This is a genomic window from Castellaniella defragrans 65Phen, from assembly GCF_000612685.1.
Taxonomy (GTDB): Bacteria; Pseudomonadota; Gammaproteobacteria; order Burkholderiales; family Burkholderiaceae_B; genus Castellaniella; species Castellaniella defragrans.
In genome coordinates, this window is sequence record NZ_HG916765.1 from 667,829 (window position 1) to 684,257 (window position 16,429).

13 protein-coding genes and 1 pseudogene are annotated in these 16,429 nt (G+C 70.1%); 11 read left to right on the top strand and 3 right to left on the bottom strand.

Annotated elements, in window-relative coordinates; genetic code table 11:
* Positions 1-21 precede the first annotated feature (21 nt).
* Positions 22-1,047, top strand: coding sequence for an L-threonine 3-dehydrogenase (tdh, locus tag BN940_RS02955; RefSeq protein ID WP_043679991.1), 1,026 nt, complete (start codon positions 22-24; stop codon positions 1,045-1,047).
* Here tdh and BN940_RS02960 read toward each other — a convergent pair whose 3' ends face one another.
* Both BN940_RS02960 and BN940_RS02965 read right to left on the bottom strand, forming a co-directional pair.
* Positions 1,048-2,049 carry an asparaginase gene (locus tag BN940_RS02960; protein ID WP_043679994.1) on the bottom strand — a complete coding sequence of 334 codons (1,002 nt, stop codon included), beginning with the start codon at positions 2,047-2,049 and terminating at the stop codon, positions 1,048-1,050.
* On the bottom strand, positions 2,049-3,338 hold the full coding sequence (locus BN940_RS02965) for a Glu/Leu/Phe/Val family dehydrogenase (RefSeq protein WP_043679996.1): 1,290 nt from the start codon (positions 3,336-3,338) through the stop codon (positions 2,049-2,051). The genes BN940_RS02960 and BN940_RS02965 overlap by 1 nt, the downstream gene beginning before the upstream one ends.
* Before the next feature lie 264 nt (positions 3,339-3,602).
* On the opposite strand from BN940_RS02965, the pseudogene BN940_RS02970 reads away from it, so the two are divergent.
* From BN940_RS02970 to BN940_RS03005, 8 genes and pseudogenes are all read left to right on the top strand, one after another.
* Positions 3,603-4,298 (top strand): annotated as a pseudogene (locus BN940_RS02970) (phosphoadenylyl-sulfate reductase); the annotation flags it as partial.
* Positions 4,299-4,513: 215 nt separating this feature from the next.
* The gene (cysD, locus tag BN940_RS02975; protein ID WP_043679998.1) at positions 4,514-5,425 is read left to right on the top strand and encodes a sulfate adenylyltransferase subunit CysD; all 912 of its coding nucleotides are present in this window, start codon (positions 4,514-4,516) and stop codon (positions 5,423-5,425) included.
* 31 nt (positions 5,426-5,456) lie between these two features.
* Positions 5,457-6,755, top strand: a complete 1,299-nt coding sequence (locus tag BN940_RS02980; RefSeq protein ID WP_043680001.1) for a sulfate adenylyltransferase subunit 1 — start codon at positions 5,457-5,459, stop codon at positions 6,753-6,755.
* Positions 6,756-6,859: 104 nt separating this feature from the next.
* Entirely contained in the window at positions 6,860-7,771 is a 912-nt protein-coding gene (locus BN940_RS02985) for a LysR substrate-binding domain-containing protein (RefSeq protein WP_043680003.1), read from the top strand.
* Positions 7,772-7,914: 143 nt separating this feature from the next.
* Positions 7,915-9,129, top strand: coding sequence for an ABC transporter substrate-binding protein (locus tag BN940_RS02990; protein WP_052355559.1), 1,215 nt, complete (start codon positions 7,915-7,917; stop codon positions 9,127-9,129).
* Between the two features lie 102 nt (positions 9,130-9,231).
* Positions 9,232-10,107 (top strand): branched-chain amino acid ABC transporter permease, encoded by an 876-nt coding sequence (locus BN940_RS02995; protein ID WP_043680006.1) that lies wholly within the window; start codon positions 9,232-9,234, stop codon positions 10,105-10,107.
* Positions 10,108-10,114: 7 nt separating this feature from the next.
* A complete protein-coding gene (locus BN940_RS03000; protein ID WP_043680008.1) occupies positions 10,115-12,052 on the top strand; it encodes a branched-chain amino acid ABC transporter ATP-binding protein/permease in 1,938 nt (645 codons plus the stop codon).
* A complete protein-coding gene (locus tag BN940_RS03005) occupies positions 12,046-12,765 on the top strand; it encodes an ABC transporter ATP-binding protein (protein ID WP_043680011.1) in 720 nt (239 codons plus the stop codon). The genes BN940_RS03000 and BN940_RS03005 overlap by 7 nt, the downstream gene beginning before the upstream one ends.
* On the opposite strand, the gene BN940_RS03010 is transcribed toward BN940_RS03005, so the two are convergent.
* Positions 12,747-13,463, bottom strand: coding sequence for a Crp/Fnr family transcriptional regulator (locus tag BN940_RS03010; protein ID WP_043680013.1), 717 nt, complete (start codon positions 13,461-13,463; stop codon positions 12,747-12,749). The two genes, BN940_RS03005 and BN940_RS03010, sit on opposite strands and share 19 nt — an antisense overlap.
* Before the next feature lie 147 nt (positions 13,464-13,610).
* On the opposite strand from BN940_RS03010, the gene BN940_RS03015 reads away from it, so the two are divergent.
* Complete coding sequence (locus tag BN940_RS03015; protein WP_043680017.1) at positions 13,611-15,572, top strand: AMP-dependent synthetase/ligase; 1,962 nt, start codon at positions 13,611-13,613, stop codon at positions 15,570-15,572.
* Entirely contained in the window at positions 15,573-16,412 is an 840-nt protein-coding gene (locus tag BN940_RS03020) for an ABC transporter ATP-binding protein (protein WP_420864843.1), read from the top strand.
* Positions 16,413-16,429: the final 17 nt, after the last annotated feature.

Genomic DNA, 16,429 nt, shown 5'->3' on the forward strand with positions numbered 1-16,429 from the left:
GGCGTATTTTATGGAGTCTCCATGAGAGCCTTGGCCAAAACGCAGCCCGCCGCCGGGCTGGAAATGGTGGATGTCCCGAAACCCGTCATCGGGCACAACGACCTGCTGATCCGCATCCGCAAGACCGCCATCTGCGGCACCGACATCCACATCTGGAAATGGGACGACTGGGCCGCGCGCACCATCCCCGTGCCCATGCACGTCGGCCACGAATACGTGGGCGAGGTCGTGGAGATCGGCCAGGAAGTGCAGGGCTTCCGCATCGGCGACCGCGTCTCGGGCGAAGGCCACATCACCTGCGGCCACTGCCGCAACTGCCGCGCCGGCCGCCGGCACCTGTGCCGCAACACCCAGGGCGTGGGCGTCAACCGCCCCGGCGCCTTCGCCGACTACCTGGCGATCCCGGCCTTCAACGCCTTCCGCATCCCGGACGACGTGTCCGACGACCTGGCCGCCATCTTCGACCCCTACGGCAACGCCACCCACACGGCGCTGGCCTTCGACCTGGTGGGCGAGGACGTGCTGATCACCGGCGCCGGCCCGATCGGCGCCATGGCGGCGGCGATCGCGCGCCACGTGGGCGCGCGCAACGTCGTCATCACCGACGTCAACGACTACCGCCTGGACCTGGCCGCCCGCATGGGCGCCAGCCGCACGGTGAACGTGGCCCGCGAGGACCTGCGCGACGTGATGCGCGAGCTGGGCATGACCGAGGGCTTCGACGTGGGCCTGGAAATGTCCGGCGTGGCCAGCGCCTTTTCCTCGATGCTGGACCAGATGAACCACGGCGGCAAGATCGCCATGCTGGGCATCCTGCCCGACGGCGTGGGCATCGACTGGAGCCAGGTGATCTTCAAGGGCCTGGAGATCAAGGGCATCTACGGCCGCCAGATGTTCGAGACCTGGTACAAGATGGTCGCCATGCTGCAAAGCGGCCTGGACCTCTCGCCCATCCTGACGCACCGCTATCCGGTGGCGGACTTCCGCCAGGGCTTCGAGGCGATGCTGTCGGGGCAAAGCGGCAAGGTCGTCCTGAGCTGGGACTGATTACAACCGCCGCAGCAGGTCGCCGATCCCGGCGCGGTCCATCCCGCGCGCCAGCGCCAGGCGCAGCGCGATGCGCGCCTGCAGGGGATTGAGCGCATGGGCCGCCAGCGGGCCGCTGGCGCCGGAATCCGTGACCAGGCCGTCCGGCACCCGGCTGGCGCGCACGCAGACCAGCCCGCGGCGGGCCGCCAGGGCGCAGCCCTGCGCGGCGGCCGGGCTCAGGCTGCCGTTGCCCATGGCCGCCACCACGATGCCGCGCGAGCCGGCCCGGATCGCGGCGGCGTAGGGATGGGCGGGCGCGTCCTGGTAGTCCAGGACGATGTCCACCGGCGGCAGGGCACGCAGGCCGGCCAGGGAAAATTCCGCCGTATCGGGCAGGTCGGGGCGCAGGACGTAGCGCACCTGGCCGTCGGTGACCGCGCCCAGGACGCCCGCGCCGTCCGCGCCGAAGGCATCCACCCGGGTGGTGTGGCGCTTGGCCGCATGCCGCGCGGCGACGATGCGGTCGTTCATGGCCACCAGCACGCCCCGGCCGCGGCTGGCCGGATCGGCCGCCGCCAGCAGGGCGTTGACCAGGTTCAGCGGCCCGTCGGCGCTCAGGGCCGAGGCCGGGCGCATGGCGCCGACCAGCACCACGGGCTTGGGGCTGCGCACCGTCAGGTGCAGGAAGAAGGCGGTTTCCTCCAGGCTGTCGGTCCCGTGGGTGACGACCACGCCGTCCACGTCCGCGGCGCGCGCGTGGCGTTCCACGGCGCGCGCCAGGCGCAGGACCCGGGCGGTGGTCAGTTCCCGGCTGTCCACGTTGAACGGCTGCTCGCAGCGGATGTCGGCCACCTCGGCCGCGCCGGGGATCGCCGCCAGCATGGCCTCGATCCCCTGGGTGACCCGGTAGCCGGTCAGCGTGCGGGCGTCGCCGGCCGTGGCGGCGATGGTGCCGCCCGTGCCGATCAGGACCAGGCGCGGCCGCGCCGGACGCGGCCGCATCGGGGCGCGTGGCTGCATCAGGGATACAGGCCGCGCACCTGGCGGGCTTCGAGGATGCGGGTGCAGGCCACGATGAAGGCCGCCGTGCGCAGCGACACCCCGTGCTGGCGCGCGACGCCGGACATGGCGGCGTAGGCGGCGCGCATCATGGCTTCCAGGCGGTGGTTGATTTCCTGCTCCGTCCAGAAGAAGCTGGAGAAGTCCTGCACCCATTCAAAGTAGCTGACCGTGACGCCGCCCGCGTTGGCGACCACGTCCGGGACGATGACCGTGCCCTTGGAGGAAATGATGTCGTCGGCCTCGGGGGTGGTCGGGCCGTTGGCGCCTTCGACCAGGATGCGGGTGTGGATCAGGTCGGCGTTGTCGCGGGTGATCTGGCCTTCCAGGGCGGCCGGGATCAGGATCTCGGTCTCCAGCGACCAGAATTCCTTGGGGCTGAGCGTCTGGGTGTCGGGCGCGCCCGCCACGCCGCCGTGTTCGCGCACGTAGTCGAACAGGGCCAGGACGTTCAGGCCGTTGGCGTTGTGGACGATGCCGGTGTGGTCGTAGACCGCGACGACCTTGGCGCCGGCTTCCTGGAACAGGCGCGCGGCGGTGCCGCCCACGTTGCCGAAGCCCTGGATGGCGATGCGCGCGCCCTTGATGTCGATGCCCGATTCGCGCGCGGCCTCGCAGGCCGTCACGTACACGCCGCGGCCCGTGGCCTCGACGCGGCCCAGGCTGCCGCCCAGCGAGATCGGCTTGCCCGTCACCACGCCGGTGGTGGTGGCGCCTTCGTTCATGGAGTAGGTGTCCATCATCCAGGCCATGATCTGGCCGTTGGTGTTGACGTCCGGCGCGGGGATGTCCTTGTTGGGACCGATGATGTCGTGGATTTCGCTGGTGTAGCGGCGCGTGATGCGTTCGAGTTCGCCCTGCGAGTGCTTGCGCGGGTCGATGCGGATGCCGCCCTTGGCGCCGCCGAAGGGCAGGTTGACGGCGGCGGACTTGACCGACATCCAGGCCGACAGGGCCATGACTTCGGACAGGGTCACGTCCTGGTGATAGCGCACGCCGCCCTTGCCGGGACCGCGCGAGGTGTTGTGCTGCACCCGGTAGCCCTCGAAGTGGGCGACCGAGCCGTCGTCCAGTTCGACCGGCACGTCCACGATCAGGATGCGCTTGGGACGCTTCAGGGTTTCGACCCAGCGCGCCAGGGAGCCCAGGTAGGGCGTGACGCGATCGACCTGTTCCAGATAGATGCCCCAGGGGCCGGGGTGGGCCGGATCCAGGTAGGAAGGCAGGACTTGGGAAATAGGTTCGGGCATGGTATGCGACCTTTTTGGTATGAGGTATGAGTGCAGAACGGACAGGGACATACTACCGGCCCCATTTTAGTGCCGCCGCGGCGTTCTGTGTCCGGAGCCGGGCGCCGCCGCGCCGACCGGTTATATCGAATCAACGTTTTTTTCGTTCCGCCGGCCGCGGCCGCGGAGCACACTGGATGCTTCCGCCGGCGGGAAGCCGGCTTCGTCCATTGGAGAAGAACCGTGCCGCCGACACCGCCGCTCCCGCCGACGCCGCTCGCGCCGTTGTCTCCGTCGTTGCCTGCGCCGCTGGCGGCGCGCTGGCAGGCCCTGCTGGCCGACCTGGCGCGCATCGCGGACGCGCATCCGGATGCGCTGCTGGCCTCGTCCATGGGGGTCGAGGATACCCTGCTGATCCACGCCGTGGCGCAGCTGCCCCGGCCGCTGGAAGTCTTCATGCTCGACACCGGCCGCCTGCACGCCGAGACCCTGGCCATGGTGGACGTCGTGCGCGCGCGCTACGGCATCGAGGTGCGCGTGATGCATCCCGATCCCGAGGCCGTGCGGGCCCACGTGGCCGCGCACGGCGAGTTCGCCTTCTACGAAAGCGTGGAATTGCGCAAGGCCTGCTGCGGCATCCGCAAGGTCGAGCCGCTGCGCCGCGCGCTGGCGGGCCATGCGGCCTGGATCACCGGCCAGCGGCGCGAGCAGTCCCTGACGCGCGCCGAACTGTCCGAGACCGAATGGGACGACACCTTCGGCCTGCGCAAATTCAATCCCCTGGCCTCCTGGACGGCCGACGAGGTCTGGGGCGTGGTGCGCGCGCTGGACGTGCCCTACAACCCGCTGCACGACCGCGGCTATCCCTCGATCGGCTGCGAGCCCTGTACGCGCGCCGTGCGCCCCGGCGAGGACCCGCGCGCCGGCCGCTGGTGGTGGGAGCAGCGCGACAGCCGCGAATGCGGCCTGCACGCCGGCAACCTGCGCGCGGCCGGACGGCCGGGGGTGCGCCCGCGCGACCCCCTCCCGGCGGACGCCGCGGGCCCCACGGCTACCGCGGACACCACGGCTACCGCGGACACCACGGCCGCCAGGGCCATCACGGACCCCCTGGATCCCCCGCGCTCCACGGACACCCCGAACACCCCGGACACCCCGAACACCACGGACACGGACATCACGGAAGCATCGACATCATGAGCACCGCCCTTCTCGCCCGCACCCACCTCGACTGGCTGGAATCCGAGGCCATCCACATCCTGCGCGAGGTCGCCGCCGAGTGCGCGCGGCCCGTGCTGCTGTTCTCCGGCGGCAAGGACTCCTGCGTGCTGCTGCGCCTGGCGGAAAAGGCCTTCCGTCCGGGCCGCTTCCCCTTTCCCCTGATGCACATCGACACCGGCCACAACTTCCCCGAGGTGATCGCCTTCCGCGACCGCCGCGCGGCCGAACTGGGCGAGGAGCTGATCGTGCGCGGCGTCGAGGACTCGATCGCGCGCGGCACGGTGGTGCTGCGCCACGCCAACGATTCGCGCAACGCCGCCCAGGCCACGACGCTGCTGGAGGCGATCGCCGAATTCGGCTTCGACGCCTGCATCGGCGGCGCCCGCCGGGACGAGGAAAAGGCCCGCGCCAAGGAACGCATCTGCTCGTTCCGCGACGAGTTCGGCCAGTGGGACCCCAAGGCCCAGCGGCCGGAGCTCTGGAACCTCTACAACACCCGCGTGCATCCGGGCGAGAACATCCGCGTCTTCCCGATCTCGAACTGGACCGAGCTGGACGTCTGGCAGTACATCGAGCGCGAAGGCCTGGACCTGCCCTCGATCTACTACGCCCATGAACGCGAGGTCGTGCGCCGCAGCGGCCTGCTGGTGCCCGTCACGCCGCTCACCCCGCCGCGCGAGGACGAGCCGGTCGAGCGCCTGAGCGTGCGCTTCCGCACGGTGGGCGACGTGTCCTGCACCTGCCCGGTGGCGTCCACGGCGGCCACGCCGGCCGCCATCATCGCCGAGACGGCGGTCACCACCATCACCGAGCGCGGCGCCACGCGCATGGACGACCAGACCTCCGAAGCGTCGATGGAACGGCGCAAGAAACAGGGCTACTTCTGACCGGCCGGCCCCAGACCAAGGAATCCCCACCATGAACGCAATCAACGAACAATGGCAGGCGGCGCCGGAAACCAGCGTGCTGCGCCTGATCACCGCCGGGTCCGTGGACGACGGCAAATCCACCCTGATCGGCCGCCTGCTCTACGACAGCAAGGGCGTGTTCGCCGACCAGCTCCAGGCCATCGCGGGCTCGAAGTACACCCGCGCGCCCGACAGCGAATTCGATCTGGCGCTGCTCACCGACGGGCTGGAGGCCGAGCGCGAGCAGGGCATCACCATCGACGTGGCCTACCGCTATTTCGCCACGCCGGCGCGCAAGTTCATCGTCGCCGACGCCCCCGGGCACGAGCAGTACACGCGCAACATGGTGACGGGCGCCTCCACGGCCGACGCCGCCGTGATCCTGATCGACGCCAGCCGGGCGAGCGACGGCCGGCTGCTGCCGCAGACCAAGCGCCACAGCACCCTGGCCCGCCTGCTGGGGCTGCGCCACATCGTGGTGGCGGTCAACAAGATGGACCTGATCGGCTGGGACCGCGCCGTGTTCGAGCGGATCCACGCCGCCTACCGGGACCTGGCCGAGCGCCTGGACATCCCGGCTTTCCACATCGTGCCGCTGTCGGCCCTGACGGGCGACAACGTGGTGCGGCCCAGCGAGCGCACGCCCTGGTATCAGGGGCCGCCGCTGCTGTCGCTGCTGGAGTCGCTGCCGGTGGATTCGCTGGACACCGAAGACCAGGCGCGCTTCTTCGTCCAGTGGGTGATCCGCCACAACGGCAGCGGCCCCGACGCCTTCCGCGGCTACGCCGGCCAGCTGCGGGGCGGCGCCTGGCGCGTCGGCGACGCCGTCCAGGTGCTGCCGAGCCGCGAATCCGCCCGCATCGCCGCCCTGCTGCGCGGCGCGCAGCCGGTGGACCAGGCCCTGCCGGGCGACAGCATCACGGTGGTGCTGGACCGCGACATCGACCTGTCCCGGGGCGACGTGCTGGTCGACGCCCAGGCGCAGCCGGCGCTGGAACGGGACTTCGAGGCGGACCTGTGCTGGCTGGACCAGCAGGCGCTGAATCCGGCGCGGCTGTACTGGCTGAAGCAGGGCACCCGCCTGACGCAGGTCCGCGTCCAGGCCGTGCGCACCCGGCGCGACATCCACGAACTGCGCTCGGTGGACTGGAACGGCACCCTGGCCATGAACGACATCGGCCGCGTGCAGCTGCGGGCCCGCGATCCCCTGGTGCTGGACGACTACGACGCGCAGCGCGCCACGGGCGCCTTCATCCTGATCGACACCGCCACCAACCAGACGGCGGCGGCGGGACTGGTGCGGCGCTGAACGGGGGCGCGGCGGGCTGGGGCGAATCCCGATGGGCGCGCCCGGCCGCTTCATGTCAGAATGGCGCGAGGTGGCCGGCGTCCGGCCCGTCGCCGTGAAGCCGCATGCTCCGATTCGCCCATCAGAACCTCCGCCTGCCCTCCCTGGCCACCATCCAGGCCTTTGAATCGGCCGCCCGGCTGGGCTCGTTCGGCCGCGCGGCCGAAGAACTCTGCGTCACGGCCAGCGCCATCGGCAAGCGCATCGGCCAGCTCGAAGCCGCGCTCGGCCAGCCCCTGTTCGACCGCGGCAGCCGCGGCGTCGTGCTGACCGCGGCGGGGCACGAATACCTGGACCAGATCGAGACCGCGCTGCACCTGCTGTCGGACATCTCCCTGCACCGCCGCTCGCGGCCGCGCGAGCGCATCCGGCTGGTCACCACGCCCACCTTCGGGCACTACATCCTCGGGCCGCACCTGCACGAATTCACCACGGCCCACCCCAACGTGGACATGAGCGTGGTGCTGTCCATTCCCTACCTGGACATCGGCCCCACCCAGGCGGACTTCTGGGTGCGTTTCGGCCTGGGCCGGTATCCGGGCACGATCTCGGAGCGCCTGACGGACGACACCGTGTTCCCGGCCTGCTCTCCCGGCTATCTCGAACGCCATGGCGCCCTGCGCCGGCCCGCCGACCTGGCCGAGGCGAACCTGCTGCGCTGCCCGCTGGACCCCTGGAAGCCCTGGTTCGACGCCGCCGGGCTGGACTGGCCCGAGCCCGAGGGCGGCGTGAGCTTCTTCGACGTGGGGCTGGCGATGGCCGCCGCGCGGGCGGGCCAGGGCGTCATCATCGCGCGCCGCAGCCTGGCGGGCGCCTGGCTGGACGACGGCACCCTGGTGGCGCCGTTCGGCATCCGCGCGGCGCCCGATTCCCACTACTACCTGTGCCGCGAGGCCTCCACGCCCATGACCGGCGCCCACCTAGCGTTTTCCCTATGGGTCAAGGCGCTCTGCGCCCGGATCTCCCAGTCTTTCTAGGCCTCGCGCCGGGGTGCGGAATTTCTTTCCACCCTGGCCCGATGCAATTTCCGACAGCGCCGCGGGGCGACCGATAGACTTTCGGCCGTGCATGCAAACACCGGCCGGCGCCTCCGTCGGCCGTATCCAGAACGGGAGACGACATGACATTCCACAAGACCTGCCTGGCCCTGGCCATCACCCTGTCCCTGGCGGCGACCGCCCAGGCGGCCGACACCATCAAGATCGGCGTATCCGGACCCTTCACGGGGGGCTCTTCCTCCATGGGCGTGAGCATGCGCGACGGCGTGCGCCTGGCCGCCAGGGACGTCAACGCCCAGGGCGGCGTGCTGGGGCGCCAGCTGGAGCTGATTGAGCGCGACGACGAGGCCAAGAACGAGCGCGGCGTGCAGATCGCCCAGGAGCTGATCAACCGCGAGCAGGTCGTCGCGACCGTGGGCTTCATCAACACCGGCGTGGCCCTGGCCTCGACCCGCTTCTACCAGAACGCCGCCATCCCGGCCATCGCCAACGTGGCCACGGGCTCGGTGGTCACGCAGCAGTTCCTGCCGCCCAAGTACGAGCACAACTACGTGTTCCGCATGTCCGCCGCCGACAACATCCAGGCGCCCATGATCGCCGCCGAGGCCGTCACCAAGCGCGGCTTCAAGAAGGTCGCCATCATGGCCGACTCCACCAACTACGGCCAGCTGGGCCGCGAGGACATGGAAAAGGCGCTGGACAAGCTGGGCGTCAAGCCGGTGGTGGTGGAGAAGTTCAACATCGGCGACGTGGACATGACCGCGCAGCTGCTGCGCGCCAAGGAAGCCGGCGCCGAGGCCCTGCTGACCTACGGCATCGGCCCCGAACTTGCCCAGCTGGCCAACGGCATGGCCAAGCTCGGCTGGAAGGTGCCGCTGATCGGCAGCTGGACGCTGGCCATGGCCAACTTCATCGACACCGCGCGCGCCAACGGCGACGGCGCCCTGATGCCCCAGACCTTCATCCAGAATCCCAACACGCCCAAGCGCAAGGCCTTCATCGACGCCTACGTGCAGACCTTCAAGCCCAAGCACGACCGGATCGAATCGGCCGTGTCCGCCGCCCAGGGCTACGACTCGGTGCTGCTGCTGGCGGCCGCCATCGAGCAGGCCGGCAACACCAAGGGCGCCGACATCCGCGCCGCCCTCGAAAGCCTGCAGAAGCCTGTCGAAGGCGTGATCATGACCTACAAGACGCCCTACTCGACGAGCGACCACGAGACCATCGACGGCCCCGAACTGGTCTACATGGGCGAAGTGTCCAAGGGCCGCGTGGTCTTCGCCCACCCCGAGGACGAGCAGCGCAGCGTCGCCAACGCCGGCCAGTCCGCGCAGTAACTCCGCCGCACCGGCGCATCCCGCCGCCCGGCGGGGTGCGCGCTCCGATGCGCGGTCCCGGGGCGCAGCCGCCCCGGACGGCGCGTTCCCGCTGGAAAGAACATGACGATTTTTCTGCAACTGGCCTATAGCGGCGTGGCCCTGGGCATGATCTACGCGGTCATCGCCTTCGGCTATCAACTCACCTACGCCACCTCCGAGACCCTGAACTTCGGCCAGGGCGACGCCCTGATGCTGGGGGGCCTGGTCGGCCTGACCCTGGTCGGGATGGGCGTGAGCTACTGGCTGATGATCCCCCTGGTGTGCATCTTCGGCATGGCGCAGGGCGCCGTGGTCGAGCGCGTGGCCGTGCGCCCCGCCATCCAGGCGCGCTCCGAGTTCGGCTGGATCATGGCGACCATCGCCCTGGGCATCATCTTCCGCAACACGGCCGAGAACATCTGGGGCCGCGACGCGCTGCATTTTCCCTCGCCCGTGTCCGAGACCCCCTTCAGCGTGCTGGGCGCCAACATCCTGCCGATGGAGCTGCTGGTGGTCGCGGGCGCGCTGCTGATCATGGGCGCCATCGAACTGTTCAACCGCACGTCGATCTACGGCAAGGCGGTGGTGGCGACCTCCGGCGACCGCGACGCGGCCGGCCTGATGGGCATCAACACCAAGCTGGTCATCACGTTCTCCTATGCGCTGTCCTCCCTGACGGCCGCCTTCGCGGGCGTGCTGGTCGCCCCGCTGACGCTCACTGGCGCCTCCATGGGCGCGGTGCTGGGCCTGAAGGCCTTCGCCGTGGCCATCGTGGGCGGCCTGAACAGCGGCCTGGGCGCCATCGTCGGCGGCCTGCTGCTGGGCGTCATCGAGACCACCACCGGCTTCTATCTCTCCACCGGCTACAAGGACGTCCCCGGCCTGATCCTGCTGCTGCTCGTCCTGACGGTGCGGCCCGCCGGGCTGTTCGGCAAGACCGCCATCAAGAAGGTCTGATCCCATCATGAACAAGAAGCATCTGCTGTCTTTCGCCGCGCTGGCCGCCGTGCTGGCGATGGTGCCGCTCGGCGTCGACAACCCCTATTACCTGCACCTGATCGAGACCATCCTGATCTACGCGGTCCTGCTGCTCGGGCTGGACATCGTGGTGGGCTACACCGGCCAGGTGTCGCTCGGCCATGCGGGCCTGTTCGGCATCGGCGCCTACACCGTCGGGACCCTGGTCCTGCACCTGGACATGCCGTTCTGGATCACGCTGCCCGCCGCCGTCGTGGTGACGGCGGGCTTCGGCGCGATCCTGGCCCTGCCGGCGCTGCGGGTCACGGGGCCCTACCTGGCCATGGTGACCCTGGCCTTCGGCACCATCATCCAGATCCTCATCAACGAGATGGACTTCCTCACGGCGGGGCCCCTGGGCATCAGCCTGGAAAAGCCCGTCGTCGCCGGCCACATGCTGAGCGGCCCGCAGTTCTTCTGGCTGGTGCTGGCGCTGCTGTCGCTGGCGGTGCTGTTCACCGAACGCGTCGCGCGCTCGCACTACGGGCGCGCCTTCGAGGCCCTGCGCGACAGCCCCATCGCCTGCGACTGCATGGGCGTGTCGGTCTACCGCTACAAGGTCGTGGCCTTCGTCATCAGCGCCGGCCTGGCCGGCCTGTCGGGCGCGCTGCACGCCTATTCGGAGCAGTACATCTCGCCCAACACCTACACCTTCGAGCTGATGGTGCTGTTCCTGCTGGCGCTCATCATGGGCGGGCGCAAGACCCGCTCCGGCGCGCTGCTGGGGGCGGCCATCATCGTGCTGCTGCCCAAGATGCTCGACGACGTGTCCACCTTCCGGCCGCTGGCCGTGGGCCTGGCGGTGCTGGTCACGGCCGGCGCCGTGATGGCGGTGCGGCGCGGCCGCGCCACGCCCGCGCGCATGGCGGCGCCGGTGATCGGCGCCCTGGTCCTGGCCGGCGGCTCGCTGGCGCTGGACCAGATGACCGACTGGCGGCTGTCGATCTTCGGCCTGATGATCCTGTTCGTCGTCTACTACCTGCCCGACGGCATCGTCGGCTTCGTGATGCATGCGCTGGGCCGGTCCCAGCCGGCGCCGGCCGCGGCCGAGCCGCCGCAGGCCGCGCCCGCGCCCGAGGGCGGCGGGCTGCCGGACGCCTCGCACGGCGTGCTGCTCTCGGTGGGCCAGGCGGTGATGCAGTTCGGCGGCCTCAAGGCGCTCAACGGCGTCGATCTGGAAGTCCGGCGCGGCACCATCCACGGGCTGATCGGTCCCAACGGCTCGGGCAAGAGCACCATGATGAACGTGCTCACGGGCATCTACGTGCCCACGTCCGGCTCCGTGGTCTTCGCCGGCCGCGACCTGGCCGGCCTGACCTCCGCGCAGATCGCCGCGCGCGGCGTGGCGCGCACCTTCCAGAACGTGCAGCTGTTCGGCGAGATGAGCGCGCTGGAGAACGTGCTGGTCGGGCTGCACCATTCCTTCGGCAGCGGACTGGCGGGCGTGGCGCTGCGCACGCCCGGCTGGCGGCGGGAAGAACGCCAGGCGCGCGCCCGCGCGCTCGGCCTGCTGGAATTCGTCGGCCTGGCGCCGCTCGCCCACGAAGAGGCGCGCAACCTGCCCTACGGCAAGCAGCGCCTGCTGGAGATCGCCCGCGCCCTGGCGCTCGATCCCCAGCTGCTGCTGCTCGACGAGCCGGCGGCCGGCCTGACGGCTCCGGACATCGAGGAGCTGCTGGGCATCATGCGCAAGCTCAAGGCGCGCGGCCTTACCGTGATCCTGATCGAGCACCACATGGACGTGGTGATGGGGGTCTGCGACGCGGTGTCGGTGCTGGATTTCGGACAGAAGATCGCCGAGGGGCTGCCCGCCGACGTGCAGGCCGACCCCCGGGTCGTGGAGGCCTATCTGGGCGGTGAACAGGCGGGAGCGCAGGCATGCTGAAGATCGAAAACCTGGAAGCCGGCTACGGCAAGGTCAAGGTGCTGCACGGCATCAGCCTGGACGTGCCCGCCGGCAAGGTCGTGACCCTGATCGGCTCGAACGGGGCGGGCAAGACCACCACCATGCGGGCCGTGTCCGGCATGCTGCGCCCCTCGGCGGGCACCATCGTCCTGGGCGGCCGGGCGATCCAGGGGCTGGAGTCCCACCGCATCGCCCGCCTGGGCCTGGCGCATTCCCCCGAGGGCCGGCGCGTCTTCCCCACGCTGAGCGTCACCGACAACCTGCTGCTGGGCGCCTTCCCGCGCCTGACCGGCAGCCGCACGCGCGGCGACGTGGCGCGCGACCTGGACCGCGCGATGGACCTGTTCCCGCGCCTGAAGGAACGGCGCACGCAGCTGGCGGGCACCCTGTCGGGCGGCGAGCAGCAGATGCTCGCCATGGCGCGCGCGGTCATGCTCGACCCCGAGGTCGTGCTGCTGGACGAGCCGTCCATGGGGCTGGCGCCCATCCTGGTGGACGAGGTGTTCCGCATCATCTCGCGCCTGAAGTCCGAGGGCGTGACGATGCTGCTGGTGGAGCAGTTCGCCGCCGCGGCGCTGGCGGTGGCGGACTACGGCTACGTGCTGGAGAACGGCCGCATCGCCGTCGAAGGCCCCGCGCAGCGGCTGCGCAACGATCCCGCCGTGGCGGCGGCCTACCTGGGCGGGCACTGAGCGGACGGGCACTGGGCGTCTTCGGCGCCCGTGTAGTGCTTCAGGCCGTCCAGGTCCAGCACCTGGACGGCGCCGTATTCGACCTTGAGCAGCTGCGCGGCTTCCAGCGCGCGCAGGGCCTGGTTGGTGCGCTGGCGGGAAATGCGCGCCAGGAAGCCGATTTCCTCCTGGGTGATTTCCAGGCGCATCGAATTGCCCGGGTACAGCAGCGGGTTGAACAGTTCCGCCAGGCAGCGCGCCACGCGCGCATCGGGGGCCAGCAGGCGGTCGTATTCGGCCTTGCCGATGAACTGCGCCACGCGCTCGTTCAGCTGGTGCAGCAGGTAGCGGTTGAAGGGGATGCTGGCGTCCAGCAGCCAGTAGAAGGTGTCGCCGCGCAGGCGCGCGATGGTGCTGCGGCGCAGCGCGATGATGTCGTACTTGCGCGCTTCCCGCTTCAGCAGCGAACCTTCGCCGATCCAGCCGCCGGCCGGCACCCCGGTCAGCGACGCCAGCTTGCCGTCGGCATTGCCCACCGACACCTTCACCAAGCCTTCGAGCACCCCGATCCAGGCGCAGGCGACCGCGCCCTTGTGCTCGACGATGGTGCCGGCCTCGACGTGCGCCACGGCGGTGTCCTGCAGGACGCGCGCCTGCTGTTCGTCGTCGAGCAGGTCGAACCAGGCGGCGCGCGCCGGCAAAGCCTGAGTCAGGTTCATGGGGACTTACCCTAGATCGAGATCGAATGTCATATGTGCGACAGTCGGCGGCCGGCCGCTGCCTGTACCTTAGTCCGCGACACGCCCCACAGAGGCGCACTGAAGGCCCCGCGCAGCGCAGGTTCCGCGCCGGGCCGAGGAGACATCATGGTACAGGAAACCACCGCCGCGACGACGTTCCCCGCCCTACTGATGCACCATGCACGGGTGCGCGGCGCGCGCCCCGCGATCCGGGAAAAGGACCTGGGCATCTGGCAGACGCTGAGCTGGGCCCAGGTGGCGGCCGAGGTCCGGCGCGTGGCCTCGGGGCTGGCCGAACTGGGCGTCCGGCCGGGCGAGCACGTCGCCGTCGTCGGCGAGAACCGCCCCCGGCTGTACATGGCGATGATGGCGGCCCAGTGCCTGGGCGCCATCCCCGTGCCGCTCTACCAGGACGCGGTGGCCGAGGAAATGGCCTACGTGCTGCAGGACGCCGAGGTCGGCGTGGTGGTGGCCGAGGACCAGGAGCAGGTGGACAAGATGCTGGAGGTCTCGGGCCGCTGCCCGGCGCTGCGCCACGTCGTCTACGACGATCCGCGCGGCCTGCGCCACTACGACGATCCGCGCCTGCTGGACTGGGAAGCCCTGCTGTCGCGCGGCGACGAGCGCGCCCACCGGCTGCCCGACGAGATCGACGGCCGCATCGCCGCGATCCGCCCCGAGGACACGGCCGCGATGTTCTATACCTCCGGCACCACGGGCAAGCCCAAGGGCGTGGTGCTCAGCCATCACGCGCTCATCGACCGGGCGCGCGCCATCGAGCGCTTCGAGGGCCTGACCGACCGGGAAGACGTGCTGGCCTACCTGCCGCCCGCTTGGATCGGGCAGAACATGTTTTCCTACACCCAGTTCCTCACCACGGGCTTCACCGTGAATCATCCGGAATCGCCCGAGACCGTGTCGATCGACATGCGCGACATCGGCCCCACCTATTATTTCGCGCCGCCGCGCGTGCTCGAAGGCCTGCTCACCCACGTCACGATCCGCATGGAGGACGCCGGCCGCTTCAAGCGCTGGCTGTACCGCCGGGCGATGGGCCTGGCGCGGCGGGTGGGCGACAGGATCCTGGACGGCGGCGCGGGCGTCGGCCTACTCGACCGCCTGAAATACGCCCTGGGCGACCTGCTGATCTACGGCCCGCTGCGCAACACCCTGGGCATGAGCCGGGTGCGCGTGGCCTATACGGCGGGCGAGGCCATCGGCCCCGACCTGTTCGTCTTCTACCGCTCCATCGGCATCAACCTCAAGCAGCTCTACGGCTCCACCGAGACCTCGGTCTTCGTCTGCGTCCAGGCCAACGGCCAGGTGCGCGACGACACGGTCGGCCCGCCCTGCGAGGGCGTGGATATCCGCGTGGCCGACAACGGCGAGATCCAGCTGCGCAGCCCCGGCCTGTTCTCCGGCTACTACCGCAACCCCAAGGCGACGGCCGAATCCTATACCGAGGACGGCTGGTACCACACCGGCGACGCGGGCTACCTGGACACCGACGGCCAGCTGAAGATCATCGACCGCGCCAAGGACGTCGGCCACCTGTCCGACGGCAGCCTGTTCGCGCCCAAGTACATCGAGAACAAGCTCAAGTTCTTCTCCTTCATCAAGGAGGCCGTGGCCTTCGGCGCGGACCGCCCCGAGGTCTGCGCCTTCATCAACATCGACCTGGAGGCGGTCGGCAACTGGGCCGAGCGCCGCGGCCTGCCCTACGCCGGCTACACCGACCTGGCCGGCAAGGACGAGGTCTACGCCCTGATCCGGGACTGCGTCGAGCAGGTCAACGCCGACCTCGCGCAGGACCCGAAGCTGGCGGCCTCGCAGGTCAGCCGCTTCCTGATCCTGCACAAGGAACTGGACCCGGACGACGACGAGCTGACCCGCACCCGCAAGGTCCGCCGCGCCTTCATCGCGCAGAAATACGCCGTGCTGGTCGAGGCCCTGTTCGCGGGCCGCACGAGCCAGTTCATCGAGACCGAGGTCAAGTTCGAGGATGGCCGCACGGGCCGGATCTCCGCCGACCTGCGCATCGAACCCGCGGCCGTGACGCGGCCCGAACCGCTGAAGAAGGTGGCCTGAATGACCGGACTGGCGATGGAACAGGACCGCGACGCGGCGCAGGACGGCGCCGCCGGCCGGGCGGGGCGGATCGGCGAGGTCATCCTGGACCTGCAGAACATCTCGCTGTCCTTCGGCGGGGTCAAGGCGCTGACGGACATTTCCTTCGACGTGCGCGAACACGAGATCCGCGCCATCATCGGCCCCAACGGTGCGGGCAAGAGCTCGATGCTGAACGTCATCAACGGCGTCTACACGCCCCAGCAAGGCCGCATCCTGCTGCAGGGCCGGCAGTTCGCCCGGATGAATCCGCGCCGCGCCGCCGAAATGGGCATCGCCCGCACCTTCCAGAACCTCGCCCTGTTCAAGGGCATGAGCGTGCTGGACAACATCATGACGGGCCGCAACCTGCGCATGAAGGCCGGCGTGCTGGCCCAGGCGCTGCGGCTGGGGCCGGCCGAGCGCGAGGAAATCGCCCACCGCGAGGTGGTGGAGAACATCATCGACTTCCTGGAGATCCAGGCTTGGCGCAAGACCCCGGTGGGCCGCCTGCCCTACGGCCTGCAGAAGCGCGTGGACCTGGGCCGCGCGCTCGCCATGGAGCCGCGCATCCTGCTGCTCGACGAGCCCATGGCGGGCATGAACATCGAGGAAAAGCAGGACATGAGCCGCTACATCCTCGACGTGAACGACGAATACGGCACCACGATCGTGCTGATCGAGCACGACATGGGCGTGGTCATGGACATCTCCGACCGGGTCGTGGTGCTGGACTACGGCCGCAAGATCGGCGACGGCACGCCCGACGAGGTGCGCAGCAACCCCGAGGTCATCCGGGCCTACCTGGGCGCCAGCCACTAGGGCCCTTCACGCCCCTG